The organism is Streptomyces sp. NBC_01451 (assembly GCF_036227485.1).
Classification (GTDB): domain Bacteria; phylum Actinomycetota; class Actinomycetes; order Streptomycetales; family Streptomycetaceae; genus Streptomyces.
In genome coordinates this window covers 5319047-5343433 of sequence record NZ_CP109479.1, presented here as the reverse complement: position 1 = coordinate 5343433, position 24387 = coordinate 5319047, and the positions used below count along the sequence as shown (strand labels likewise).

At 71.0% G+C, this 24387-nt stretch carries 21 protein-coding genes and 1 pseudogene; 9 read left to right on the top strand and 13 right to left on the bottom strand.

From position 1 onward, the window contains the following. Window positions 1-92 precede the first annotated feature (92 nt). Entirely contained in the window at window positions 93-527 is a 435-nt protein-coding gene (locus tag OG595_RS23380) for an ATP-binding protein (RefSeq protein WP_329275088.1), read from the bottom strand. A gap of 127 nt (window positions 528-654) precedes the next feature. Then, a complete protein-coding gene (bldG, locus tag OG595_RS23375; protein ID WP_005475923.1) occupies window positions 655-996 on the bottom strand; it encodes an anti-sigma factor antagonist BldG in 342 nt (113 codons plus the stop codon). A gap of 80 nt (window positions 997-1076) precedes the next feature. Between bldG and OG595_RS23370 the strand changes: the two genes are divergently transcribed. Further along, window positions 1077-3551, top strand: coding sequence for a DEAD/DEAH box helicase (locus tag OG595_RS23370; RefSeq protein ID WP_329275085.1), 2475 nt, complete (start codon window positions 1077-1079; stop codon window positions 3549-3551). Window positions 3552-3637: 86 nt separating this feature from the next. Here OG595_RS23370 and OG595_RS23365 read toward each other — a convergent pair whose 3' ends face one another. The 7 genes from OG595_RS23365 to ssd form a co-directional block, all read right to left on the bottom strand. Beyond that, on the bottom strand, window positions 3638-4051 hold the full coding sequence (locus OG595_RS23365) for an Rv3654c family TadE-like protein (protein ID WP_329275082.1): 414 nt from the start codon (window positions 4049-4051) through the stop codon (window positions 3638-3640). After that, window positions 4048-4404, bottom strand: a complete 357-nt coding sequence (locus OG595_RS23360) for a TadE family type IV pilus minor pilin (RefSeq protein ID WP_443073120.1) — start codon at window positions 4402-4404, stop codon at window positions 4048-4050. The genes OG595_RS23365 and OG595_RS23360 overlap by 4 nt, the downstream gene beginning before the upstream one ends. A gap of 22 nt (window positions 4405-4426) precedes the next feature. Next, complete coding sequence (locus OG595_RS23355; protein WP_329275078.1) at window positions 4427-4645, bottom strand: DUF4244 domain-containing protein; 219 nt, start codon at window positions 4643-4645, stop codon at window positions 4427-4429. Between the two features lie 88 nt (window positions 4646-4733). Then, entirely contained in the window at window positions 4734-5531 is a 798-nt protein-coding gene (locus tag OG595_RS23350) for a type II secretion system F family protein (protein ID WP_329275076.1), read from the bottom strand. Between the two features lie 73 nt (window positions 5532-5604). Beyond that, window positions 5605-6435 carry a type II secretion system F family protein gene (locus OG595_RS23345; RefSeq protein ID WP_443073358.1) on the bottom strand — a complete coding sequence of 277 codons (831 nt, stop codon included), beginning with the start codon at window positions 6433-6435 and terminating at the stop codon, window positions 5605-5607. 35 nt (window positions 6436-6470) lie between these two features. Further along, window positions 6471-7679 (bottom strand): TadA family conjugal transfer-associated ATPase, encoded by a 1209-nt coding sequence (locus OG595_RS23340; RefSeq protein ID WP_329275070.1) that lies wholly within the window; start codon window positions 7677-7679, stop codon window positions 6471-6473. Next, complete coding sequence (gene ssd / locus OG595_RS23335; protein WP_329275068.1) at window positions 7676-8782, bottom strand: septum site-determining protein Ssd; 1107 nt, start codon at window positions 8780-8782, stop codon at window positions 7676-7678. The genes OG595_RS23340 and ssd overlap by 4 nt, the downstream gene beginning before the upstream one ends. A gap of 516 nt (window positions 8783-9298) precedes the next feature. On the opposite strand from ssd, the gene OG595_RS23330 reads away from it, so the two are divergent. Next, on the top strand, window positions 9299-10132 hold the full coding sequence (locus tag OG595_RS23330; protein WP_329275066.1) for an HAD family hydrolase: 834 nt from the start codon (window positions 9299-9301) through the stop codon (window positions 10130-10132). Between the two features lie 406 nt (window positions 10133-10538). Here OG595_RS23330 and OG595_RS23325 read toward each other — a convergent pair whose 3' ends face one another. Next, window positions 10539-11363: an oxidoreductase gene (locus OG595_RS23325; RefSeq protein ID WP_329275064.1), complete on the bottom strand. Its 825-nt coding sequence runs from the start codon at window positions 11361-11363 to the stop codon at window positions 10539-10541. Window positions 11364-11464: 101 nt separating this feature from the next. Here OG595_RS23325 and OG595_RS23320 point away from each other — a divergent pair, with 101 nt between their 5' ends. Then, window positions 11465-12454: an ATP-binding protein gene (locus tag OG595_RS23320; protein ID WP_329275062.1), complete on the top strand. Its 990-nt coding sequence runs from the start codon at window positions 11465-11467 to the stop codon at window positions 12452-12454. 81 nt (window positions 12455-12535) lie between these two features. Here OG595_RS23320 and OG595_RS23315 read toward each other — a convergent pair whose 3' ends face one another. Next, complete coding sequence (locus OG595_RS23315) at window positions 12536-13810, bottom strand: hypothetical protein (protein WP_329275060.1); 1275 nt, start codon at window positions 13808-13810, stop codon at window positions 12536-12538. Window positions 13811-14116: 306 nt separating this feature from the next. On the opposite strand from OG595_RS23315, the gene OG595_RS23310 reads away from it, so the two are divergent. From OG595_RS23310 to OG595_RS23285, 6 genes and pseudogenes are all read left to right on the top strand, one after another. After that, entirely contained in the window at window positions 14117-16597 is a 2481-nt protein-coding gene (locus OG595_RS23310) for a bifunctional SulP family inorganic anion transporter/carbonic anhydrase (protein WP_329275057.1), read from the top strand. Between the two features lie 187 nt (window positions 16598-16784). Then, a pseudogene (acs, locus tag OG595_RS23305) lies at window positions 16785-18832 on the top strand (acetate--CoA ligase). A 223-nt stretch (window positions 18833-19055) separates the two neighbouring features. Then, a complete protein-coding gene (gene nhaA / locus OG595_RS23300) occupies window positions 19056-20507 on the top strand; it encodes a Na+/H+ antiporter NhaA (protein WP_329275055.1) in 1452 nt (483 codons plus the stop codon). Window positions 20508-20617: 110 nt separating this feature from the next. After that, complete coding sequence (locus OG595_RS23295) at window positions 20618-21094, top strand: phage holin family protein (protein WP_329275053.1); 477 nt, start codon at window positions 20618-20620, stop codon at window positions 21092-21094. Continuing rightward, on the top strand, window positions 21091-22041 hold the full coding sequence (locus OG595_RS23290; protein WP_329275051.1) for an alpha/beta fold hydrolase: 951 nt from the start codon (window positions 21091-21093) through the stop codon (window positions 22039-22041). Before OG595_RS23295 ends, OG595_RS23290 begins: the two co-directional genes overlap by 4 nt. 142 nt (window positions 22042-22183) lie before the next feature. Continuing rightward, window positions 22184-22363, top strand: a complete 180-nt coding sequence (locus OG595_RS23285; protein WP_329275048.1) for a hypothetical protein — start codon at window positions 22184-22186, stop codon at window positions 22361-22363. 14 nt (window positions 22364-22377) lie between these two features. Here the strand turns inward: OG595_RS23285 and OG595_RS23280 are convergent, their stop codons facing one another. Then, window positions 22378-23577 carry a MarP family serine protease gene (locus tag OG595_RS23280; protein ID WP_329275046.1) on the bottom strand — a complete coding sequence of 400 codons (1200 nt, stop codon included), beginning with the start codon at window positions 23575-23577 and terminating at the stop codon, window positions 22378-22380. A 13-nt stretch (window positions 23578-23590) separates the two neighbouring features. Then, window positions 23591-24334: an NUDIX hydrolase gene (locus OG595_RS23275; RefSeq protein WP_329275044.1), complete on the bottom strand. Its 744-nt coding sequence runs from the start codon at window positions 24332-24334 to the stop codon at window positions 23591-23593. Window positions 24335-24387: the final 53 nt, after the last annotated feature.

The window sequence follows — 24387 nt, the reverse complement described above, 5'->3', positions numbered from 1 at the left end:
GATCACGGTAGGACCGGGTACCTGCACCGGGACATGCCAAAGGGCCCTACCGAGTAGGGCCCTTTGGGCAGAGAATTACGGGCCGGACGGCCTCAGGGGAGGAGCGTGACCGGCGGCGTGGTCGGCCAGCTCATGCGGATCGATCCGCCGTTCTCCCCCGAGGTGACCTCGACGTCGTCGACGAGGCCGCTGATGACCGCGAGGCCCATCTCGTCCTCCTCGGCATCCACGTCCACGCCACCGTCGGCACCCGGAGTGTCGTCACCGGGAGTCGAGCGGGGTGCTTCGTCGCCGACCTCGATGGAGAACAGCTTCTCCTCCTCGACCAGCGTCACCCACACCGGCTCCGAGATACCGCTGCTCTGGTGCAGTCCGACGGCACGGGAACAGGCCTCGCCCACGGCGAGTCGCACCTCGTCGAGTACGGCCTCGTCCACTCCGGCCCTGCGCGCCACCGCTGCCGCCACCAGTCGGGCGGTCCTGACGTGCTCGGGCAGCGCGCTGAAGCGGAGTTCAACGGTGGCCATGCATCCCCCTCGGAATACGGGCGTGCGGTCAGGGGGTCGGGTCGCCGAGACCCGGACCCCCCTCGTTAACTTCTTCCGTCGCCGGACGCACCTACGAGTGACCGCGTGCGCGTCCGGTAAACGGCCGTCAGTCGGTGGCCGCCACCGCTTCGTCGACCGAGGTGTGAATCGGGAACACCTTGGTCAGACCGGTGATGCGGAAGATCTTCAGAATGCGCTCCTGGTTGCACACCAGGCGCAGCGAGCCCTCGTGGGCACGCACACGCTTCAGGCCGCCGACCAGTACGCCGAGCCCGGTGGAGTCGAGGAAGTCGACACCCTCCATGTCCACGACGAGGTGAAAACTCCCGTCGTTGACCAGCTCGACCAGCTGCTCACGCAGCTTGGGCGCGGTATAAACGTCGATTTCGCCACCGACCTCGACGACCGTACGATCGCCGACGGTACGGGTCGACAGGGACAGGTCCACGGATCCTCCAGCACCTTGCTATCGAGCGGTCATCCCAAGGGACACCTCGGCAGAGTCCCCAGGACGGTTCGCCAGCCGCGATGGCATTCAATCACTTACCGCAGGGCGTGCACGACGCCTTGGGCCCATTGTCCGTCACGCCAGTGACACACTCGATGCCGATGGCCAAGAATCACCGATCCGAACGACCCTCGGCTTTCGCCGCCTCGCGACCCGATCCGGGCACGATCCTGGACCGGCTCGCCTCGGGGCCGAGCCGCGCTTCGCGCATCACTCATACGGAGCACTTGCCCCCACGTGCGGGCCGTCATGCCGTCTGGCCGGACCGGATTCGCGCCGAGGTCATCGCGGCCGTCCAGTCCGCCGGAATCGAACACCCCTGGGCCCACCAGGCACTGGCCGCCGAGCACGCCCTGGACGGCGACAACGTGATCGTCGCCACAGGCACCGCCTCGGGCAAGTCGCTCGCGTACCTCGTACCGGTCCTCTCACGCCTCCTGGACGGCTCCGAGGCGCCCAACGGCCGCGGGGCGACCGCCCTGTACCTCGCGCCGACCAAGGCCCTCGCAGCCGACCAGCGCCGTTCCGTGAAGGAACTTTCACAACCTTTGGGAAACGCGGTACGACCTGCCGTGTACGACGGTGACACCCCCGTCGAGGAACGCGAGTGGGTCCGCCAGTACGCGAACTACGTCCTCACCAACCCGGACATGCTCCACCGGGGGATACTCCCGTCCCACCCGCGCTGGGCCTCCTTCCTCAAATCGCTGAAGTACGTCGTCATCGACGAATGCCACACCTACCGCGGTGTCTTCGGCTCCCACGTCGCCCAGGTCCTGCGCCGCCTGCGCCGCCTGTGCGCCCGCTACGGCGCCTCCCCGGTCTTCCTGCTCGCCTCCGCCACGGCCGCCGAGCCGTCCGCCTCAGCCGGCCGTCTGACGGGCCTCCCGGTGGTCGAGGTCGCCGACGACGCCTCACCCCGTGGTGAACTGGTGTTCGCCCTCTGGGAGCCCCCGCTCACCGAACTGCACGGCGAGAAGGGCGCCCCCGTCCGCCGGACGGCCACCGCCGAGGCCGCCGACCTGCTGACCGACCTCACCCTCCAGGGCGTGCGCTCGGTGGCCTTCGTACGCTCCCGGCGCGGCGCCGAGCTGATCTCGGTGATCGCCCAGGAACGGCTCTCCGAGGTCGACCGCTCGCTGGCCCGCCGCGTGGCCGCCTACCGCGGCGGCTATCTCCCCGAGGAGCGCAGAGCCCTCGAACAGGCCCTCCACTCCGGCGAGCTCCTCGGCCTCGCCGCCACCACCGCCCTCGAACTCGGCATCGACGTCTCGGGGTTGGACGCCGTCGTCATCGCCGGCTACCCGGGCACCCGCGCCTCCCTGTGGCAGCAGGCGGGCCGCGCCGGACGCGCCGGACAGGGCGCGCTGGCGATCCTGGTCGCCCGCGACGACCCGCTGGACACGTTTCTCGTCCACCACCCGGAGGCCCTGTTCGACCAGCCCGTCGAGTCGACGGTCCTCGACCCGGACAACCCGTACGTCCTGGCCCCCCACCTGTGCGCGGCGGCGGCCGAATCCCCCCTGACCGAGGCGGACCTGGGACTCTTCGGCCCTGAAACGGCGGCCCTGCTACCGCAGTTGGAGGCCGCGAAGCTGCTCCGGCGCCGCACCAGCGCCTGGCACTGGACACGCCGCGAGCGGGCCGCCGACCTGGCCGACATCCGCGGCGGTGGCGGCAACCCCGTCCAGATCGTCGAGGAGGGCACGGGACGGCTGCTCGGCACGGTCGACGCGGGCGCCTCGCACACGACCGTGCACGAGGGCGCGGTCCACCTCCACCAGGGCCGCACCTATCTCGTCCGCTCCCTCGACCTGGCGGACTCGGTCGCCCTGGTCGAGGAGGCGAACCCGCCGTATTCGACGGTCGCCCGCGACACGACGTCCATCGCCGTCCTGGAGACGGACACCGAGATCCCCTGGGGCGACGGCCGCCTCTGCTACGGCTCCGTCGAGGTCACCAACCAGGTCGTCTCCTTCCTGCGCCGACGCGTCATCACCGGTGAGGTCCTGGGCGAGACGAAGCTCGACCTCCCTCCGCGTAAGCTGCGCACCCGTGCCGTGTGGTGGACCGTCACCGAGGACCAACTCGACGCGGCCCGCGTCAATCCGGAGATCCTCGGCGGCGCGCTGCACGCCGCCGAACACGCGTCGATCGGCATGCTGCCCCTCTTCGCGACCTGCGACCGCTGGGACATCGGCGGCGTCTCCGTCCCGCTCCACCCGGACACCCTCCTTCCCACGGTCTTCGTGTACGACGGCCACCCGGGCGGCGCGGGCTTCGCGGAGCGTGCCTTCCACACGGCCCGCTCCTGGCTGACGGCCACCCGTCAGGCCATCGCCTCCTGCGAGTGCGACGCCGGCTGCCCGTCCTGCATCCAGTCCCCCAAGTGCGGCAACGGCAACGAGCCCTTGCACAAAAAGGGAGCGGTGCGGTTGCTGACGGTTCTGCTGCAGGGGGCGCCCGAGGAGAAGGCGCCGGACGAGAAGGGTTAGGGCGCGCACCCGGCACCCGGCACCCGCTCGAACAGGCGCATGAGGCGTGAGGCGTGGATGCACGGGTACGGGTGCACGGGTTCCTCTCAGGTCGGTCTCAGCGGGCCAGGGGGCCCTGGTGGTCCCGCTCTCGACCTGACCTCCGCCCTGAAAAGGCCCCGTCCCGACATCACCGTCAGGTCCGACGTCTCACCCACCATCGCGCACCGAACGAGCCGGGTCTTCTGGGCAGCGGCCACCCGGTCCGCACGCGCGCAGGCCTGCTCGGCACCCTCCGTCCAGTGGTCGGCTGCGGCGAACGCCGCCAGGTCCGCACCCGCGGCGGCCCGATGCCGGGCCACGGCCGCCTGCCCCACGGCGAGCAGTACGCCGAACACCACGCACAGGACGGCGACGGCGCCAACGCTCCAGACCGTCGCGGAGCCACGGTCGGAGCGGACCGAGCGCGCGGAAACAGCTCCGGCGAGCCTGGCAAGCCACCCGCCTCTCCAACGCCTCACGCGCCCACCCCCACCGTCTCCTCCGCCAACGCCGCCGCTTCGTACGCCACATCGACGGCGAGGCCACCGAGTCCCGGCGGCCGAGCCACCACCCGCACACGCACGAGGTCGCCCTCTCTGGTGACGGTGACCTCCGCCCCGCGCGGGGCCGCGCCCCGGGCCACCGCGACGACAGCGCCGGGCGGGTCCTGCCGGGCGGCGGCCCGGGCACCGGCCCGGGCGGCGTCCACACACTGGATCTGCGCGGCGGCGACGAGCAGCGCCCAGACCAGCGCCATCGAGAACAGCACCAGTGCGGGCAGCACCACGGCGGCCTCGGCGGTCACGAAGCCCCGGTCCCGGAACCGTCCCACATCCCTTTCCCGGCCCCGGCGTTCACATCTTGGCATCGAGGGCCTTCTTCACGATGGCCTGCAATTCCGAGCTGACCTGCCCGCTCGTCACCACCTTGTAGAGCACCGCCGCGAACGCCACCGCGGCGATAATGCCGACGGCATATTCCGAAGTCACCATCCCGGCATCCCTCCGCGCCACCAACACCGCACGCGCCCTGCACACCAGGCCGCACATCCGTTCCCGCACCACTGCGAACATCTCAACTCCCTTAATTTTCAACTCTGTTGATGACTCGTCGTTGATGACTTGCTGTCGATGAACTGCTCCCGATCAGGCCCCGCTCGTGTCATCCACCACCCCCGCCCAGCAACCCGTCCGCCAGCCCGATCACCACAGGCAGTACGCCGACGGCGATGAACGCGGGGAGGAAGCACAGCCCCACCGGCGCGGTGACCATGACGGCAGCCCGCCGGGCCCGCTCCGTCGCCGTGCGTCCCCAGTCGGCCCGGGTGTCCGCGGCGAGGCGTGCGACGGGCCCGGACGCCGGTACGCCCGACTCGTCGGCCCGCTCCAGCAGCCTCGCCAGGGGGCCGGCTCCCGGTATCGACGCCAGCCTCCGCCAGGCTTCGGCCGCTTCGCCGCCGAGCCGCACCTCTGCGGCGCCCCGCGCCAGCGCCTCCCCGACCGGTCCCGTCAACGCCTCGCCCACCGCCTGGGCAGCGACCACCGGTCCGGCGCCGGCCGCGATACATGCGGCCAGTAGATCGGCGGCGAGCGGGAGTTGCCGGGTCGCCTCGGCAGCGTCGACGTCCGCCGCCACGCCACCGGCCGCCCTCCGCAGCCGCCACCGCCACAGCCCGACCCCGGCGACCAGCCCCACCACGACGCCAGCCAGGCCGCCGACCAGCACCCATCCGCCGCTCACCGCACCCACCACGGGCAGCCACCGCCGTACGGCAACCCGCGCCCCGAACCACCCTCCCGCCGGGCCGCGTTCCCGCCCCGCCTCCAGCGCGAGCAGCCGGACCAGCCTCCGGCGCACCCTCCGTTCACGCCGGACCGTCTCGATCCACCGGAGCAGCCACCCCAGGGCCAGTACGGCCCCCAGCACCACCCCCAGCCTGTGGAAAACCTCCGCGCTCACGCCAACTCCCTTCTCCGGCCACGCTCGACAGCCGTGCCGCGACGACGGCCTCCGTCATCAACTCCCCCGGCCCTCATGCCGCCTCCGCTCCCCGCACGATCCGCAGCGCCCACCACAGGCCCACGCCCTCCAGCACCCCGCCGACCAGCAGGCAGCCCAGTCCGGCGCCCGTGTGCAACAGCACGTGCAACGGGTCGGCGCCCAGTGCCGTGCCCAGGACGAGGCCCAGCACCGGCAGGCCCGCGAGCATCACCGCCGTCGACCGGGCACCCGCCAACTGGGCACGCAGGTCGGCGCGTTGGTCCCGGTCGGCGCGCAGAGCCCCTTCGAGGCGGTCCAGCCCGGCCGCGAGTCCCGCGCCCTGGTCCACGGCCACCCGCCAGCACGCCGCGAGGCCCAGCAGCCCCTCCGCGCCCGGTTGCCGGGCCGCCGCGGCGAGCGCCCCGGGTACGTCACCGCCGAACCGTGCCGCCGCCAGCACCGACGCCTGTGCCCCGCCGAGGCCGCCGGAGTCGCGTGTCGCCCGCAGCAGCGCCTCCCCCGGCTGCCGCCCGGCGCGCACTTCACCGGCGAGCGCCCCGCACAGCGCGATCACCGCGTCGCCCCGCCGCTCTCCCGCCCGCCGCACCTCCCCGGCGAGCCTGACCCGGCGCAGCAACGGCACCCCGGCCGCGCCCACCAGCGCCGGCACCACGGAGGCACCCAGCAGCGCCACCACCAGCCCGACGGCCAGCGCCCACCACTCGGCCCGCAACCGCCCGCGCAGCCGCCGCAGTTCACCGGACGCCCGCTCCCACGGAGGCGGTCCGGTCCCCACGGCCCCGCCTCCGGCGAGCAGCAACTCAGCCCGCCGGGCCCCGGGATACCGCCCACCCAGCAGCCAGCAGACCACCCCGACACACATCCCGGCCGCGCCCACCACAAGCCCTCCCGTCCCCGTCACGTGCCTTCACTCCCCTGCCCCTTGTCGCCGCCTGCGCGAAGCAGCCCCCGCAGCCGCTCCCATCCCCGCTCGTACGCGAACGCCTCCTCGCCCCACCGCAGCGCCGGCACCGTCACCACCAGCCCCGAGGGGTCACGCTCCAGCACATGCACCTCGGCGATCCGGCGCCGCCCGGCCCGGTCGCGGACGAGATGCAGGACCACCGACAGCGCCGCCGCCAACTGGCTGTGCAGCGCGGCCCGGTCGAGCCCCGCGGCCGTCCCCAGCGCCTCCAGCCGCGCCGGTACGTCCGCCGCGGCGTTCGCGTGGACCGTCCCGCAACCCCCCTCGTGACCCGTGTTGAGGGCCGCCAGCAGATCGAGCGCCTCGGCGCCCCTGACCTCCCCGACGACCAGCCGGTCCGGCCGCATCCGCAATGCCTGCCGCACCAGGTCCTGGAGCGTGACCAGGCCCGCGCCCTCCTGGTTGGCGGGTCTGGTCTCCAGCCGTACGACGTGCGGATGGTCGGGCCGCAGTTCCGCCGAGTCCTCGGCGAGCACGATCCGCTCGCCCGGGCCGACCAGCCCCAGCAACGCGCTCAACAGCGTTGTCTTGCCGCATCCCGTGCCACCGCTGATCAGGAACGACAGCCGTGCGTCGAGCAGCGCCCGCAGCACCCGGTCACCGCCCGGCGGCAGCATTCCCGCGGCCATCAGCTCGTCCAGGGTGAACGCGCGCGGCCGTACCACCCGCAGGGACAGGCAGGTGCAGCCGACGGCCACCGGGGGCAGTACCGCGTGCAGACGGGTCCCGTCGGGCAGCCTGGCGTCGACCCACGGCCGCGCGTCGTCGAGCCGTCGTCCGGCCACCGCGGCGAGGCGCTGCGCGAGCCGCCGTACGGCACCCGCGTCCGGGAAGGACACGGCGGTCAGTTCCAGTCCGCCGCCCCGGTCCACCCACACCCGGTCCGGGGCCGCCACCAGGACATCGGTGACCGACGGATCGGCGAGCAGCGGCTCCAGCGGGCCGGTGCCGACCAGTTCCGACCTCAACCGTTCAGCGGCGCCCAGCACTTCGGCGTCCCCGAGCACCCGCCCCTGCTCCCGCAGGGCCTGCGCCACGCGCGCGGGTGTGGCCTCCGCCCCGCTCTCGGCGAGCCATTGCCGTACGCCGTCCAGCAGGCCGGTGGACGCCCCCGGCCCTTCGTCCCAGCGTCCGCCGTTCATACGCTGCCCGCCTCGGCCAGCGCCCGCTCCCAGAACACCGTGCAGAACCGGGCCAGCGGTCCGCGTGCCGCCGCTCCCGGCGGCGCCTTGCCCTCGTGCGGGCGCGACAGGGCCGATTCGACGGGGACCTCACCTGCCAGCGTCAGATTGAGGAGCCGGGCCACCTCGTGGTCGTCAAGTCCCGGTGTGTAGGGGCCCCGTACCGCCACACGCAGGTCGCGCAGGACCATGCCGACGGCGGAAGCCACCCGGCCGGCCGCCGCGACTGCGCGCAGTTCGCCGGGGACCACGAGGATCCCGACGTCCAGTTGGGCGAGGACTTCCGCGACGCCGTCGTCGATGCGCCGCGGGAGGTCGACGACGACCGCGCCGCCGCGCCGTCTGGCCGCGGCGAGCACCGCGCGTACGGCTTGGGGCGGGACGGCCACGCAGTCCCCGCGGTCCCAGCTCAGCACCCTCAGGGAGTGCAGTTTCGGCAGTGACTCCTCCAGGGCGCCGCCGCCGACCCGGCCGCGTGAGGCGGCGAAGGCCGGCCAGCGCAGTCCGTCGGCCGTCTCGCCGCCGAGGAGTACGTCGAGTCCGCCGCCCAGCGGATCCGCGTCCACGAGCAGGGTGCGCAGTCCCTCGCGCGCGGAGGTGACGGCGAGCGCGCAGGCCAGCGTGGACGCGCCGGCCCCGCCCCGGCCGCCGATGACTCCGACGGTGAGCGCCGGCCTGCCGACACCCTCGGCGACGTCGGCGATCCGGTCGACGAGCCACTGCTCGCCGTCGGGCAGCATCAGGACGTGATCGGCGCCGATCTCGACGGCCCGCCGCCAGACCCCGGAGTCGTCCTGGTCCCGTCCGACCAGCACGACTCCTCGCCGACGTGCGGCCCCGCGCACCCGCCGGACGGCGTCGTCGCCGACCAGGACGAGTGGTGCGGCCTCCCAGCCACCTCCTCGCTCGGGCACCCCGTGGTGCACTTCGGGTGTGGCGCCGGCCGCCGCGCACAGGCGCAACAGGTCGTCCAGCAGGTCGGCGTCCTCGGTGACGATCAGCGGTCCGCTCTGCCGCCCCTCGGCCGCGGACCGATCGTTGTCGTGTGTGATGGCTCCCGCCATGTTTTCCAGCCCCCTTCGCCATATGCACGGCCGGCAGAAACCGGCCAAACGCGTCCGACAAACGCAACCGGCCACGAACTGGCCGCGAGCGGGTCGCGCTGGAATCACGGTGCGGGGAACCCGGAAATCGTGTGGATCTTGGTCGAAATCTGTGGACAACTCGGTGGTTGTGGATATCGCCGTCACCCAAACAGGTGACGGCTGTACTACTTTCCACAGAGCAGCGCTTCAGTTACCCACAGTGATGATGCGTGGGCATGCGAAAGAGGCGGCCGGAGCCGCCTCGGGCGGCACCACGGCCGCGAAGAAAGCGCTTGGGGAGAAAGGAAACCCGCCCGGACATGCGACGACCCCCGCCGGGGGGGAGAGCGGGGGTCGTCCCCACGGTTCGACTCGGGGGGGGAGGAGCCGGACCGGGTTAGCACGGTCGCGAACGATCCGTGACTTCCATGGTGTACCCGAGAGCCCTCCCAGGCAAACCCGGACGCAACACCTTACGCCGAATGGTGGGCGCCTATGCTCAGCCTCGTGGAAAACCACTTCTTGCCCCGCACAGCCGCCTTCTTCGACCTGGACAAGACGGTCATCGCGAAGTCGAGCACGCTCACGTTCAGCAAGTCGTTCTACCAAGGCGGTCTGATCAACCGCAGGGCCGTCTTGCGTACCGCATATGCCCAGTTCGTGTTCCTGGCGGGCGGCGCCGATCATGACCAGATGGAGCGCATGCGCGAGTACCTTTCCGCGCTGTGCCGCGGCTGGAACGTCCAGCAGGTCAAGGAGATCGTCGCCGAGACGCTGCACGACCTGATCGACCCGATCATCTACGACGAGGCGGCCTCCCTCATCGAGGAGCACCACACCGCCGGCCGTGACGTGGTGATCGTGTCGACGTCGGGCGCGGAGGTCGTCGAGCCGATCGGCGAACTGCTCGGCGCGGACCGGGTGGTGGCCACCCGCATGGTCGTCGGCGAGGACGGCTGCTTCACGGGCGAGGTGGAGTACTACGCGTACGGACCCACCAAGGCCGAGGCGATCAAGGAGCTGGCCGCGTCGGAGGGGTACGACCTCGCGCGCTGCTACGCCTACAGCGACAGCGTCACCGACGTCCCCATGCTGTCGTCCGTCGGCCATCCGTACGCCGTGAACCCGGACCGCGCACTGCGCCGGGAAGCGATCGCGCGCGGGTGGACGATCCTCGACTTCCACCGCCCGGTCCGACTGAAGCAGCGCCTGCCCGCGCTCTCCGTACCGCCGCGTCCGGCTCTGGTCGCCGCCGCCGCGATAGGTGCGGCGGCGGCCACGGCGGGTCTCGTCTGGTACGCGAGCAGGCGTCGCCCGACGGTCGCCTGAGACGCCTCTCCCGCCCCGTCCAGGGACATCCGGCACATCGGCGCCCGATTGATTCCTGTTTGAGGACAAAAGTAAAGAAGTGCAGCCAGGGCTTCCGCTTGCCCGGGTCCAGGAGTAGAAAGGACTCAACGGCCCGCGAGACCAAGGACATCCGAAAGGATCACCTTAATAACGCATTTGGCCCCACGGACCGAGCATGAACACTGGGCACCCACGCGACGTCGACCCGTCGATTACGGGCCAGCCGCACCAGGCGACGGGCAGAGTTCCCGACCTGATGGGCGATATTCCGAGGACGCTTGGTAACCCGGGTGAACATGCTGGCGGCGGTACGAATCCTCGTACCGCCGCATCCCGTTGAAGGCCCTCCGCAGAGGGCCTTTTCGTTTCCCTCCGCCCTCTTTTCCTACGCCGCCCCGCGTTGCAGCGCCTCGCACACGGCCGTCGATTCACGTGCCCCGAGTACGACAGCCCGGCCGCAGTGGGCGATCCACGCGGCCATGCCTTCCGGAGTGCCGGAGACATAGCCGTCGAATGCCGCCAGATAGGCCGCGCGGCCCGGTTCGGCGTGGCCGACCTCGGCCGGGCACACCGACTTGGGGTCGAGCCCGCTGCCGACGAGGACGATCCGCTCGGCCGCGCGCGCGACGAGGCCGTTGTAGGAGCCGAAAGGGCGCAGTGCGAGGAGTTCGCCGTGCACGACGGCGGCCGTGACCAGGGCGGGGGCCGAGCCTCCCGCGATGATCAGCTCGGCGAGTCCCTCCAGCCGTCCGGACACCTCGGCCGCACTCGGCAGCGGCAGTTCGACCAGCGGCTCGTCGACCGGTTCACCGTCCTGCCGCGGGCGCCCCACCTCGTCGCCCGTCCCCGCGGCTGCGACCAGATGCAGCCGGGCCAGCACGCGCAGCGGCGACTGGCGCCAGATGGACAGGAGTTGACCCGCCTCCGCGGTCAGCCGAAGAGCCGCGCCGACGACCCGGGCCTCGTCGTCACCGCTGAAGTCGGTGCGCCGGCGCACCTCTTCGAGAGCCCAGTCGGCACCGGAGAGGGCAGCGGAGCCGCGCGCGCCACGCAGTGCCGCCTCGCCGGTGATCGCGTTGCTGCGCCGCCGCATGATGCGATGCCCGTAGACCCGGTCCACGGCCTTGCGCACGGACTCCACGGAATCGGCCACCCCGGGAAGTGACCCCAGGGCCGCGAGCGGGTCGACGTTCGCGTCTGTCGTACTCATGAGTACGACCCTACGCACTCCGGGGAGCCAACCCACGAAGGAGTGGACTTCCTCACGCCCCCTGGACACCGTCGGCGATCACTGCACTACCTTTAGTGAACATGAAAATTGCTTTCGTCGGGAAGGGCGGCAGCGGCAAGACCACGCTGTCCTCCCTGTTCGTCCGTCACCTCGCCGCCTCCGGGGCACCGGTCCTCGCCATCGACGCCGACATCAACCAGCACCTGGGCGCCGCACTGGGCCTCCACGACTCCGAGGCCGCCGCGATGCCCGCGATGGGTGAGCGGACGGACCTCATCAAGGAGTACCTCCGCGGCAGGAACCCGCGCATCGCCTGCGCCGACGCGATGATCAAGACGACCCCGCCCGGCGAGGGCTCGAGGCTGCTGCGGATCCAGGAGACCAATCCGGTGTACGACGCCTGCGCGCGCCCGGTGGAACTCGACGGCGGCGCGGTCCGTTTGATGGTCACCGGCCCGTTCACCGAGGCGGATCTGGGAGTGGCCTGCTACCACTCCAAGACGGGCGCGGTGGAGCTGTGCCTGAACCATCTCGTCGACGGCCCTGGCGAGTATGTCGTCGTCGACATGACCGCGGGCTCGGACTCCTTCGCGTCCGGCCTGTTCACCCGCTTCGACCTCACGTTCCTCGTCGCCGAACCGACCCGGAAGGGAGTCTCCGTCTACCGCCAGTACAAGGAGTACGCCCAGGACTTCGGGGTCGCCCTGAAGGTCGTGGGCAACAAGGTGCAGGGTCAGGACGACCTCGACTTCCTCCGCGCCGAGGTCGGGGACGACCTGCTGGAAACCGTCGGGCACTCGGACTGGGTACGCGCCCTGGAGAAGGGCCGGTCCTCCCGGTTCGAGTTCCTGGAGGACGCCAACCGCCGTTCCCTGCGCCGGTTGCACGCGGCCGTCGACGCCACGTACGAACAGCGCGACTGGGAGCGCTACACGCACCAGATGGTCCACTTCCACCTGAAGAACGCCCACTCCTGGGCCAACGCCCGCACCGGGGTCGACCTGGCCACCCAGATCGACCCCGGCTTCGTCCTGCGCGAGCAACTGGCGGCGACCACAGCGCCCCTCTAGGGACGCGGGGAACTGCGCGACCAGCCCCCACGGACCCGCACCCGACGACCCGCCGCGGAAAGACCCGCACCCGGCGGAGCGCTACCGCTTGGCCGCCGGAGCCCCCGGTACCCCCTTGGGTGCGGGGGCCGGGCGGTCCGCCAGGAAGGTCTTCCAGCCCTCCTTCGGAGCCTCGCCGACGCCCAGGGTCCGCAACTTCGACAGGGTCTGCGGATCCTGCGCGTCCAGCCAGTCGGCGAGCTGCCGGAAGGAGACGCACCGGACGTCGGGCTTCGTGCAGACGCGTTCGATGACCTCCTCGACGGCACGCATGTAGACGCCGCCGTTCCAGGACTCGAAGTGGTTGCCGATGAGCAGGGGCGCGCGGTTGCCGTCGTGGGCGCGCTCGAAGCCCTTGAGGAGGCCGTCGCGGAACTGGTCGCCCCAGTACTCGTGGCGGCCCTCGTCACCCGTACGCGCGGCGGACTGGTTCATGTAGAAGTTGTAGTCCATGGTCAGCGTCTCGAAGCTGCGGCCGGGGACCGGGACGAGCTGCATGGACAGGTCCCACAGCCCCTGCTTCTTCGCGGGCCAGAGCTGGTCGTTGACCCCGCTCGTGTCGTAGCGGAAGCCCAGTTCGCGGGCCGCGCTCATGAAGTTCTTCTGCCCTTCCAGGCAGGGCGTGCGGGCGCCCACGAGTTCCTTCTCGTAGTCGAAGGGCAGCGGGGACGCCTTCTTCATGCCCGTGGTGGTCTTCCAGGACTTCACGAAACGTTTCGCCTGGGCGATCTCGTCCTTCCAGTCCTCCACCGACCACTCACCGACCCCGCCCCCGTTGCCGCAGAAGTGGCCGTTGAAGTGGGTGCCGATCTCGCTGCCCTCCAGCCAGGCGAGCCGCAGCTGCTTCACGGTGTCGGCGATGCCCTGCTCGTCGTTGAAGCCGATGTCGGAGCGGCCGGGCGAGTGCTGGGGCGGCCGGTAGAGGTCGCGCTTGTCTTCCGGGAGCATGTACACGCCGCTCAGGAAGTACGTCATCGTCGCCTTGTTGGCCTTGGCCACCTTGCGGAAGCGGGAGAACAGCCGCTGGCCGTCCTCGCCCGCGCCGTCCCACGAGAAGACGACGAACTGCGGCGGCTTCTGACCTGGCTTGAGACGCTCGGGCCTGGGCTGGTAGGGCTGGGCTCCGGTGTACGCGGTGGAGCCGTCGCCGATCAGCCTTACCGCGCTCTTGGGTGCCGGGGCCGGCGCCGCCTTCTTCGCTCCGTGCGCACCTTCCTTCGCACCGGGGCCGGCGGTTCCCGCCCCGCAGCCGGCGAGTGACGCGGCACAGGCCGCGACGGCCACGACGCCCGCGGCGATCCTCTTGGTGACGGCCATGTCCGCCCACCTCTTCCTTCGTTCGGGCCGGCGCCTTCGGGCGCGGCGCCGTCAAGGTGGCACGGGGACCAGGAAGGAATTAGTACGACAAGCCGATCAAAAGTCCACTTCACTCAGCGGAGTGATTGATTACCCCATTTGCCCCGAAAATACATACACGCACTTTACTGTGCATTACGATCCGTTTACCGAGCGTTGAAAATCCCGCCGCTTGCACGCCGTGACCCACGGCCGCGACCCGCCCCCCGCCCATCGGTGGGGGACCACCTGTTCCGCGACCGCGCTGCCCCGGAGGAGACGGGAAACATGTCTGCCTGCGTCCCCACTCGCGCCCCCGACCCGACTCGGACCAAGCGCATGCACCAGCCCCAGAGCCCCCCACCCACACCGCCGCCGACTCCGCCCCGCCGCTTCCGCATCGCGGGCGCCGACGTGTCGGCCTCCATCGCGGTCTTCCTGATCGCCCTGCCCCTCTCCCTGGGCATCGCCCTCGCCACCGGCGCCCCGCTCCAGGCCGGCCTGGTCGCCGCCGCGGTCGGCGGGCTCGTCGCCGGACGGCTCGGCGGCTCCCCCCTCCAGGTGAGCGGCCCCGCCGCCGGTCTCACCGTCGTCACCGCCGACCTCATCCAGCGGTACGGATGGCGTACGACCTGCGCCATCACCGTCCTCGCCGGGCTCGCCCAACTCGGCCTCGGCTGCCTGCGCGTGGCCCGCACGGCGCTCGCCGTCAGCCCCGCCGTCGTCCACGGCATGCTCGCCGGGATCGGCGTGACCATCGCCGTAGCCCAGTTGCACATCGTCCTCGGGGGTACGCCGGAGAGCTCGGTCCTCGACAACGTCCGCGCGCTGCCCGCCCAGTTGGCCGGTCTGCACCCCGCCGCCGTGTCGATGAGCGTGCTGACCCTGACCCTGCTGCTGCTCTGGCCACGGATTCCCGGCCGGGTGGGAAGCGTGCTGCGCAAGGTGCCTGCGGCGCTCGTCGCCGTCAGCGGCGCCACACTCACCGCCGCACTCGCCGGGTTGAGCCTGCCCAAGGTCGATCTGCCGTCCTGGCGCAGTCACGCGCTCGCCGGGCTGCCCGAAGGACCCGTGCTCGGTGTCGCCGCCGCCGTGCTCACCACCACGCTGGTGTGCAGCGTGCAGTCGCTGCTCGGCGCGGTCGCCGTCGACAAACTGGCGGCATCCCGGCCCGAGCTGCTGGCCGGAGAGTCGGGGCGGTCGGGAGCCTCGGCCCGCGTCGGCCGCTCCGACCTGGACCGTGAACTGCTCGGCCAGGGCGCCGCCAACGTCGTGTCCGGGGTGCTCGGCGGACTGCCGGTCGCGGGTGTGGCCGTGCGGAGTTCGGCGAATGTGCAAGCCGGTGCCGTCAGCCGGAACTCCACGATGTTGCACGGCGTTCTCGTAGTGATCGCCGCGCTGCTGATGGTTCCGGTCCTGGAGCTGATCCCGCTCGCCTCACTCGCCGCCCTGGTGATGGCCGTCGGTATCCAGATGGTGTCCCTGCACCACATCCGCACGGTGACCCGCCACCGCGAAGTCCTGGTCTACGCGGTGACGACCCTGGGCGTCGTCGTCTTCGGCGTCCTCGAAGGAGTGACGCTGGGCGTCGCGGTCGCCGTCGCCGTCGCCCTGAACCGCCTCGCCCGCACCCGGATCACCTATGAAGCGAGAGACGACGAGACCGAGACAGGGGGAATCCACTACGTACGCGTCCGAGGACAGCTGACGTTCCTCGCGGTGCCCCGGCTCAGCCGGACCCTTCACCTCGTGCCCCGGGGCGCCGTCGCAGTCGTGGAGCTGGACGGCTCGTTCATGGACCACGCGGCGTACGAATCCCTGCACCACTGGCAGAGCACGCACACCGCCCAGGGCGGCACCGTCGAGGTGACCGGCCGGGCGGGGACACGGATCGCCGAGCCCGTCGGCGCCTCCGACTGCCGCTGCCGGCCCTGGACACCCTGGCGCAACCACCAGTGCGAGGGCCCGGAGTCCGGACCGGGGCGCGGGGAGACGGCGGACAGGCCCGGCGGGGAGAACGGCTGGACCGGTTCCTCCGGCTCGCCCGGTTCGCCGGACCCGGCCGACTCCACGGGATCGCCCGGTGCCGTCGAGCCGAGTGGGCATCAACTGGCGCGCGGTATCAGCGCGTTCCAGCGGAACACCGCCCCGCTGGTGCGCGGTGAGCTGGCCAGGCTGGCACGGGAGGGACAGCAGCCCTCACAGCTGTTCCTGACGTGCGCCGACTCGCGTCTCGTCACGTCGATGATCACTTCCAGTGGTCCCGGCGACCTGTTCGTCGTACGGAACGTCGGCAACCTGGTGCCGATGCCCGGCGAGGAGAGCGGGGACGACTCGGTGGCGGCAGCGATCGAGTACGCGGTGGACGTGCTGAAGGTGCGCTCCATCACGGTGTGCGGCCACTCCGGGTGCGGGGCCATGCAGGCACTGCTGAACATGGAGCCCGACGGGGCGCGGACCCCGCTGAGGCGGTGGCTGCGGCACGGGCTGCCCAGCCTGGAGCGGATGGCCGCGAAGGACCGGCCCTGGGCGCGGCTCGCCGGGCGGGCGCCCGCCGACGCGGTCGAGCAGCTCGGCCTGACCAATGTGGTCCAGCAGTTGGAGCACCTCCGGGCGCACGAGTCGGTGGCGCGGGCGCTGCGCGAGGGTGTGCTCGATCTGCAGGGGATGTACTTCCATGTGGGTGAGGCACAGGCGTATCTGCTCACCGGGGCGGTGGGCGGGGACGAGGTGTTCGATCATGTGCGGGCGGCCGGGTTGTCCGCCTGAGGAAGCCCGCGGGGGCCCGAACAAGGCTGACGGGTGAACCGGGCGACCATCGTGTACGTGACCTTGGTTGTCCCCCTCACGAAGAGGTGCGCCGACGGGGATGGACCGGACTGGAGGTCTCCGGACCTAAAGGTCTAAACCAATTTTCGGTCGGCCCTTGTCAGCGGGCCCCCCGGTCTGATGAGCTGTGGCCTGGGACACAACGGACACCCTGGGAAAGGGAGATGTCGTGAGCAACGAAAGCCTGGCCGGCCTGTTGAGGGGGGAGAGGGAAGTATGAGTGAGTCGTCCTCCCTCTCCAACCTGCTCAAGGAAGAGCGCAGGTTCGCGCCACCCGCCGAGCTGGCCGCAGCTGCCAACGTCACGGCGGAGGCGTACGAACAGGCCAAGGCTGACCGGCTCGGCTTCTGGGCCGCGCAGGCCCGCCGGCTCACCTGGGCCACCGAGCCGACCGAGACGCTGGACTGGTCGAACCCGCCGTTCGCCAAGTGGTTCAAGGACGGCAGCCTCAACGTCGCGTACAACTGCGTCGACCGGCACGTCGAGGCCGGGAACGGCGACCGGGTCGCCATCCACTTCGAGGGCGAGCCCGGCGACAGCCGCGCGATCACCTACGCCGAGCTCAAGGACGAGGTCTCCAAGGCCGCGAACGCCCTGCTGGAGCTGGGAGTCGAGAAGGGCGACCGGGTCGCCGTCTACATGCCGATGATCCCGGAGACGGCGATCGCGATGCTGGCCTGCGCCCGGATCGGCGCCGCGCACTCCGTCGTCTTCGGCGGGTTCTCCGCGGACGCGCTGGCCACCCGCATCCAGGACGCCGACGCCAAGATCGTCATCACCACCGACGGCGGCTACCGGCGCGGCAAGCCGTCCGCGCTGAAGCCCGCCGTCGACGCGGCCGTCGAGCGCGTCGACAACGTGGAGCACGTGCTCGTCGTCCGCCGTACCGGGCAGGACGTCGAGTGGCACGAGGGCCGGGACGTGTGGTGGCACGAGGTCGTCGAGCGGCAGAGCACCGAGCACACGCCCGAGGCGTTCGAGGCCGAGCAGCCGCTGTTCATCCTCTACACGTCCGGTACGACGGGTAAGCCCAAGGGCATCCTGCACACCTCCGGCGGCTACCTCACCCAGGCCGCCTACACCCACCACGCCGTCTTCGACCTCAAGCCGGAGACCGACGTCTACTGGTGCACCGCCGACGTCGGCTGGGTCACCGGGCACTCGTACATCGTGTACGGGCCGCTGGCCAACGGCGCGACCCAGGTGATGTACGAGGGGACGCCGGACACCCCCCACCAGGGGCGCTTCTGGGAGATCATCCAGAAGTACGGGGTGACGATCCTCTACACGGCGCCGACCGCGATCCGTACGTTCATGAAGTGGGGCGACGACATCCCCGCCAAGTTCGACCTCTCCTCCCTCCGGGTGCTGGGGTCGGTGGGCGAGCCGATCAACCCCGAGGCGTGGATGTGGTACCGCAAGCACATCGGCGGCGACGTCGCGCCCATCGTCGACACCTGGTGGCAGACCGAGACCGGCGCCATGATGATCTCCCCGCTGCCCGGTGTGACCGAGACCAAGCCGGGTTCCGCACAGCGGGCACTGCCCGGGATCTCCGCGACCGTCGTCGACGACGAGGCGCGCGAGGTGCCCGACGGGGGTGGCGGCTACCTCGTGCTGACCGAGCCGTGGCCGTCCATGCTGCGCACCATCTGGGGCGACGACCAGCGGTTCCTCGACACGTACTGGTCCCGGTTCGAGGGCAAGTACTTCGCGGGTGACGGCGCGAAGAAGGACGACGACGGCGACATCTGGCTGCTCGGGCGCGTGGACGACGTCATGCTCGTCTCGGGGCACAACATCTCCACCACCGAGGTCGAGTCCGCGCTCGTCTCGCACCCCTCCGTCGCCGAAGCGGCCGTCGTCGGCGCCGCGGACGAGACGACCGGGCAGGCCATCGTCGCCTTCGTCATCCTGCGCGGCACCGCCTCCGAGACCGACACCCTCGTCGCCGAACTGCGCAACCACGTCGGTGACGTTCTCGGCCCGATCGCCAAGCCCAAGCGCATCCTGCCGGTCGCGGAGCTCCCCAAGACGCGCTCCGGGAAGATCATGCGCCGCCTGCTGCGCGACGTCGCCGAGAACCGGGAACTGGGCGACGTGACGACCCTGACCGACTCCACCGTCATGGACCTCATCCAGACGAAGCTGCCCGCGGCGGGCAGCGAGGACTAGAACAGGACCGGAGCACTAGAACAGGACCAGAGACCGACAAGGGATCGGCGAGAGGTCGGCGAGAGCTCGACGAAAGGGTTTCCTCCGGGCGACATATCCCGCGCACCTTAGGTAAGCTAAAGATCGCGTCAACAACGCGACAAGATCCGCGAGGATCGACTAGGTGCGCCGGGAAGTCTGGTCGGCATGCGTTTCGTGCTGCCCACCGACCGGAGGACTCCCCGTGGCCGCCCCCCGCACCGCCAACCGCAAGCTCCTCGGACGGCTCTCGCTGCCCGAGCGGACGTACGTCGCGGACGCCCTGCGGACGGAGACCGTCGGCGGGGTGCTGCTGCTCATCGCCGCGATCACCGCGCTGATCTGGGCGAACACCCCGGCCAAGGAGAGTTACGAGGCGGTCCTCGGCTTCCACGTCGGGCCCGCCGCCCTCGGGCTCGACCTCTCCCTCCAGCACTGGGCCGCCGACGGGCTGCTCGCCGTCTTCTTCTTCGTCGCCGGCATCGAACTCAAGCGCGAACTCGTAGCCGGGGATCTGCGCGACCCGAGGGCCGCCGCGCTGCCCGTCGTCGCCGCCCTGTGCGGAATGGCCGTACCGGCGCTCGTCTACACCCTCACCAACGTCACCGGCGGCGGTTCGCTCGCCGGCTGGGCCGTGCCCACCGCCACCGACATCGCCTTCGCGCTCGCCGTGCTCGCCGTCATCGGTACGTCCCTGCCGAGCGCCCTGCGCGCGTTCCTGCTCACGCTCGCCGTCGTCGACGACCTCTTCGCCATCCTGATCATCGCGGTCTTCTTCACCGACGACCTGAACTTCGCCGCGCTCGGCGGCGCGCTCGTCGGCCTCGCCGCCTTCTGGCTGCTGCTCCGCAAGGGCGTACGCGGGTGGTATGTGTACGTCCCCCTCGCGCTCGTCATCTGGGGGCTGATGTACAACAGCGGCATCCACGCCACCATCGCCGGTGTCTCGATGGGCCTGATGCTGCGGTGCACGACCCGGGCCGAGGACGGGGAGACGTGCTCGCCCGGCGAGCGCGTGGAGCATCTGGTGCGGCCTCTGTCGGCGGGGCTCGCCGTGCCGTTGTTCGCCCTGTTCAGCGCGGGCGTCTCGGTGTCCGGCGGGGTGCTGGGAGACGTGTTCACCCAGCCGGAGACGCTCGGGGTCGTGCTCGGGCTCGTCGTCGGGAAGACGCTCGGGATCTTCGGCGGGACCTGGCTGACCGCACGCTTCACCCGTGCCTCGCTCAGCGACGACCTCGCCTGGGCAGACGTCTTCGCCGTCGCCTCCCTCGCCGGGATCGGGTTCACCGTCTCCCTGCTGATCGGTGAACTCGCGTTCGACGGCGACCCCGCGCTCACCGACGGGGTCAAGGCCGCCGTCCTGACCGGCTCGCTCATCGCCGCACTCGCCGCGACCGTGCTGCTGAAGATACGGAACGCCAGGTACCGCAAGCTGTGGGAGGCGGAGGAGCGCGACGACGACCTCGACGGCATCCCCGACATCTACGAGGAGCACGATCCGGCGTACCACCTGCGCATGGCCGACATCCACGAGGGGAAGGCGGCAGAACACCGGCGCATCGCCGCGCTCAAGACCGCCGAACTGGAGGCCGCCGAGCGGGACGGGCTTGCCGAAGTGGTGGGCGGGGCGGGCGACCGGGGTGACGGTCCGGCATGATCTGACACGTAGACGTCAGACATGCGGTCAGCCGCGTGCGCCTGGCGCGTACCTCAGGCACGTACGTTCAGACATCCGAGCAGGACGACCAAGACAACAGGGAGATCTCGATGAGCGCACCCGACGGCAGCCCGGTCGGCGCCGAACGCAGCATCGGCCAGTTGTTCGCCTCGGCGACGACCGAGATGTCCGCGTTGGTGCACGACGAGATCGCGCTGGCGAAAGCCCAGCTCAAGCAGGACGTGAAGCGTGGCGTGACAAGCGGCGGCGCGTTCACGGTGGCCGCCGCCGTACTGGTGTTCTCCCTGCCGATGCTCAACTTCGCACTGGCGTACGCCATTCGGACCTGGAGCGACTGGAACCTCGCGGTCTGCTTCCTGCTGTCGTTCGCCGCGAACGTCCTCCTCGCCGTCCTCCTGGTGCTGGTCGGCGTCGTCTTCGCGAAGAAGGCCAAGAAGGGCAAGGGCCCGCAGAAGGTCGCCGCTTCCATGAAGGAGACGGCGGGCGTCCTCCAGAAGGCCAAGCCGCACCCCCGGCCCGCCCCGGTAAGTGACGCGGTCGAGGTTGTGGCACGCTCGTCCTCATGACGGACCCCGCCACACCCTCGGCGCAACCCGGCTCGGCCGTACGGCTCGACCTCCCCGGCGGGCGCGAGGTGACTCACCGGGATGTCGCCGCGAACGGCGCCCGGTTCCACATCGCCGAACTGGGCGACGGGCCGCTGGTCATGCTCGTGCACGGGTTCCCGCAGTTCTGGTGGACGTGGCGGCACCAGCTGACCGCCCTCGCCGACGCCGGCTTCCGGGCCGTCGCCATGGACCTGCGGGGCGTGGGCGGCAGCGACCGTACGCCCCGGGGTTACGACCCCGCGAACCTCGCCCTCGACATCACGGGCGTCGTCCGGTCCCTGGGCGAGCCCGACGCCGCACTGGTCGGCCACGACCTGGGCGGATATCTGGCGTGGACGGCCGCGGTGATGCGCCCCAAGCTGGTACGGCGGCTCGTGGTCACCTCGATGCCCCATCCCCGGCGCTGGCGCTCGGCGATGCTCTCCGACGTCAGGCAGACAGCCGCCGGTTCCTACATCTGGGGGTTCCAGCGGCCCTGGCTCCCCGAGCGGCAGCTCGTCGCGGACGACGGGGCGCTCGTCGGGCGGCTGATCCGGGACTGGTCGGGGCCACGGCTGCCCGACGACGAGGCGGTGGAGACGTACCGCCGGGCCATGCTCATCCCGTCCACCGCGCACTGTGCGATCGAGCCGTACCGCTGGATGGTCCGCTCGATGGCCCGGCCGGACGGCATCCAGTTCAACCGGCGCATGAAGCGGCCGGTGCGGGTGCCGACGCTCCATCTGCACGGCTCACTCGATCCGGTACTGCGCACACGCAGCGCGGCCGGCTCCGGGGAGTACGTCGAAGCGCCGTACCGCTGGCGCCTGTTCGACGGGCTGGGACACTTCCCGCACGAGGAGGATCCGGCCGCGTTCTCGACGGAACTGGTCAACTGGCTGAAGGACCCCGAACCGGACCGGTGACCGTGGAGTGTGAGGGTCCCGGCACGCCCGGTATCCGCGAAGTGGAACAGGTGTACTACGAACAGCCAAGTGCCTGACGCATAGGCCAATTGGGGGCCCATGGGGCGGTTATCGACCTTGGGGCAGGGGCAGACGTCGGGGTATGGGCTGGACGCACGACTACAGTGACGCCGCACGCAATCGCCGCTCGGGCCACGGTCCGGGCTCCCACCAAGGAGGTTCCCCGCACATCGCGGGAACCGACCTGAGGGTGGGAATCCCGCGCATCCTGCGCCGTCGGGCCCGCTGGGTCTCGATGCGCCTGCGCCATCCCCGCCCCTGAGCCCCGCAGGGGCCTCAGAGCGCGCAGCTGTCGCTGTCCACCTGCTGGCCGGCGGTGCGACCCCGGGCGATGTCCTCCCGGATCTCGTCCGCCGTGAGCGCGTAACCGGTGTCCGGGTCGTCGAGGGACTTCGCGAAGACCACGCCGTAGACCTTGCCGTCGGGCGTGAGCAGCGGGCCTCCCGAGTTGCCCTGACGGACGGTCGCGAACAGTGAGTAGACATCGCGGCGGACCGTGCCGCGGTGGTAGATGTCCGGGCCGTTGGCCGTGATGCGACCACGCACGCGCGCGGGACGGACGTCGTACGACCCGTTCTCCGGGAAACCGGCGACGATCGCGCTCTTGCCGCTGCTCGCGTCCGAGGTCGAGAACTGCAGCACGGGCGCGCGCAGATCGGGTACGTCGAGTACGGCGATGTCGCGCTCCCAGTCGTAGAGGACGACCGTCGCGTCGTACTTCCTGCCCTCGCCGCCTATCTGGACGGTGGGTTCGTCGACGCCGCCGACCACGTGCGCGTTGGTCATCACGCGCCGCTGGCCGAAGACGAAGCCGGTGCCCTCCAGGACCTTGCCGCAGCTCTGCGCGGTGCCCATGACCTTGACGATGGAACGCTGGGCGTTGACGGCGACCGCGCTGTTGGCGAGCGCGGGGTCGGGCGGATCGACGTCCTTGATGGGCTCGTCGGAGAACGGGCTGAAGACCTGCGGGAAGCCGTTCTGCGCGAGGACCGAGGTGAAGTCCTTGAACCAGGTGTCCGCGTCGGAGGGCAGTACCTCCTGCACCCCTGCCAGCACCTTGGAGCCGCGGACCTCCTTGCCCACGGTGGGCATCGTGGTCTGCGCGAGGGCGGCGCCGATCAGCCAGGCGACCAGGAGCATCGCGACGACGTTGACGAGGGCCCCGCCGGTCGCGTCGAGGGCGCGGGCGGGCGACCAGGTGATGAACCGGCGCAGCTTGTTGCCGAGGTGGGTGGTCAGGGCCTGGCCGACGGAGGCGCAGACGATCACGATGACGACCGCGACGATGGCGGCGGTCGTGTTCACCTCGGCCTCGTCGGTCACGCCGTCCCAGACGACGGGCAGCAGATAGACGGCGACGAGACCACCACCCAGGAAGCCGATCACCGACAGGATGCCGACGACGAACCCCTGGCGGTAGCCCACGATCGCGAACCACACGGCGGCGACCAGCAACAAGATGTCCAGCACGTTCACGAGGGCCACCCTGTCACGCGCGCCAGTCCAGCGGGACCTGCTTGTTCCTGTCCCAGGGGCGCTCCCAGCCCGAGTAGTGCATCAGGCGGTCGATGATCCCGGCCGTGAAGCCCCACACAAGGGTCGATTCGACCAGAAATGCCGGACCCTTGTAGCCACTTGGGTGTACGACGGTGGCCCGGTTCGCCGGATCCGTGAGATCCGCCACGGGGACCGTGAAGACCCGCGCCGTCTCGTTCGGGTCGACGACCCCGACCGGCGTGGGCTCGCGCCACCAGCCCAGCACAGGCGTGACGACGAAGCCGCTCACCGGGATGTAGAGCCTGGGCAGTACGCCGAAGAGCTGGACGCCGGACGGATCGAGCCCCGTCTCCTCCTCGGCCTCGCGCAGCGCGGCCCACAGCGGACCGTCGCCCTGCGGGTCCCCGTCCTCGGGATCGAGGGCCCCGCCGGGGAAGGAGGGCTGACCGGCGTGGGAGCGCAGCGAACTGGCCCGCTCCATGAGCAGCAGCTCGGGCCCGCCGCCACCGTCGGCGCGGTCACCCGCATCACGGCCGTTCCCGGCCTTGCCCTCGCCCTCTCCGAAGAGGATCAGTACGGCCGACTGGCGGCCGGCGCCGTCCTCGGGCGGCAGGAAGCGGCTCAGCTGGAGCGGCTCGACCGTCTCGACGGCGTGCACCACCGGATCGAGCCAGCCGGGCAGGCCGTCCTTGCTGAGCGTCGCCTCGCCGCCCTGTGTGTTGCTCGCGCGCGTCACAGCCACCCCCGTTCTGCTGATTCCAACGCCTGCGGCTGCCCTGTTGGTTCCGA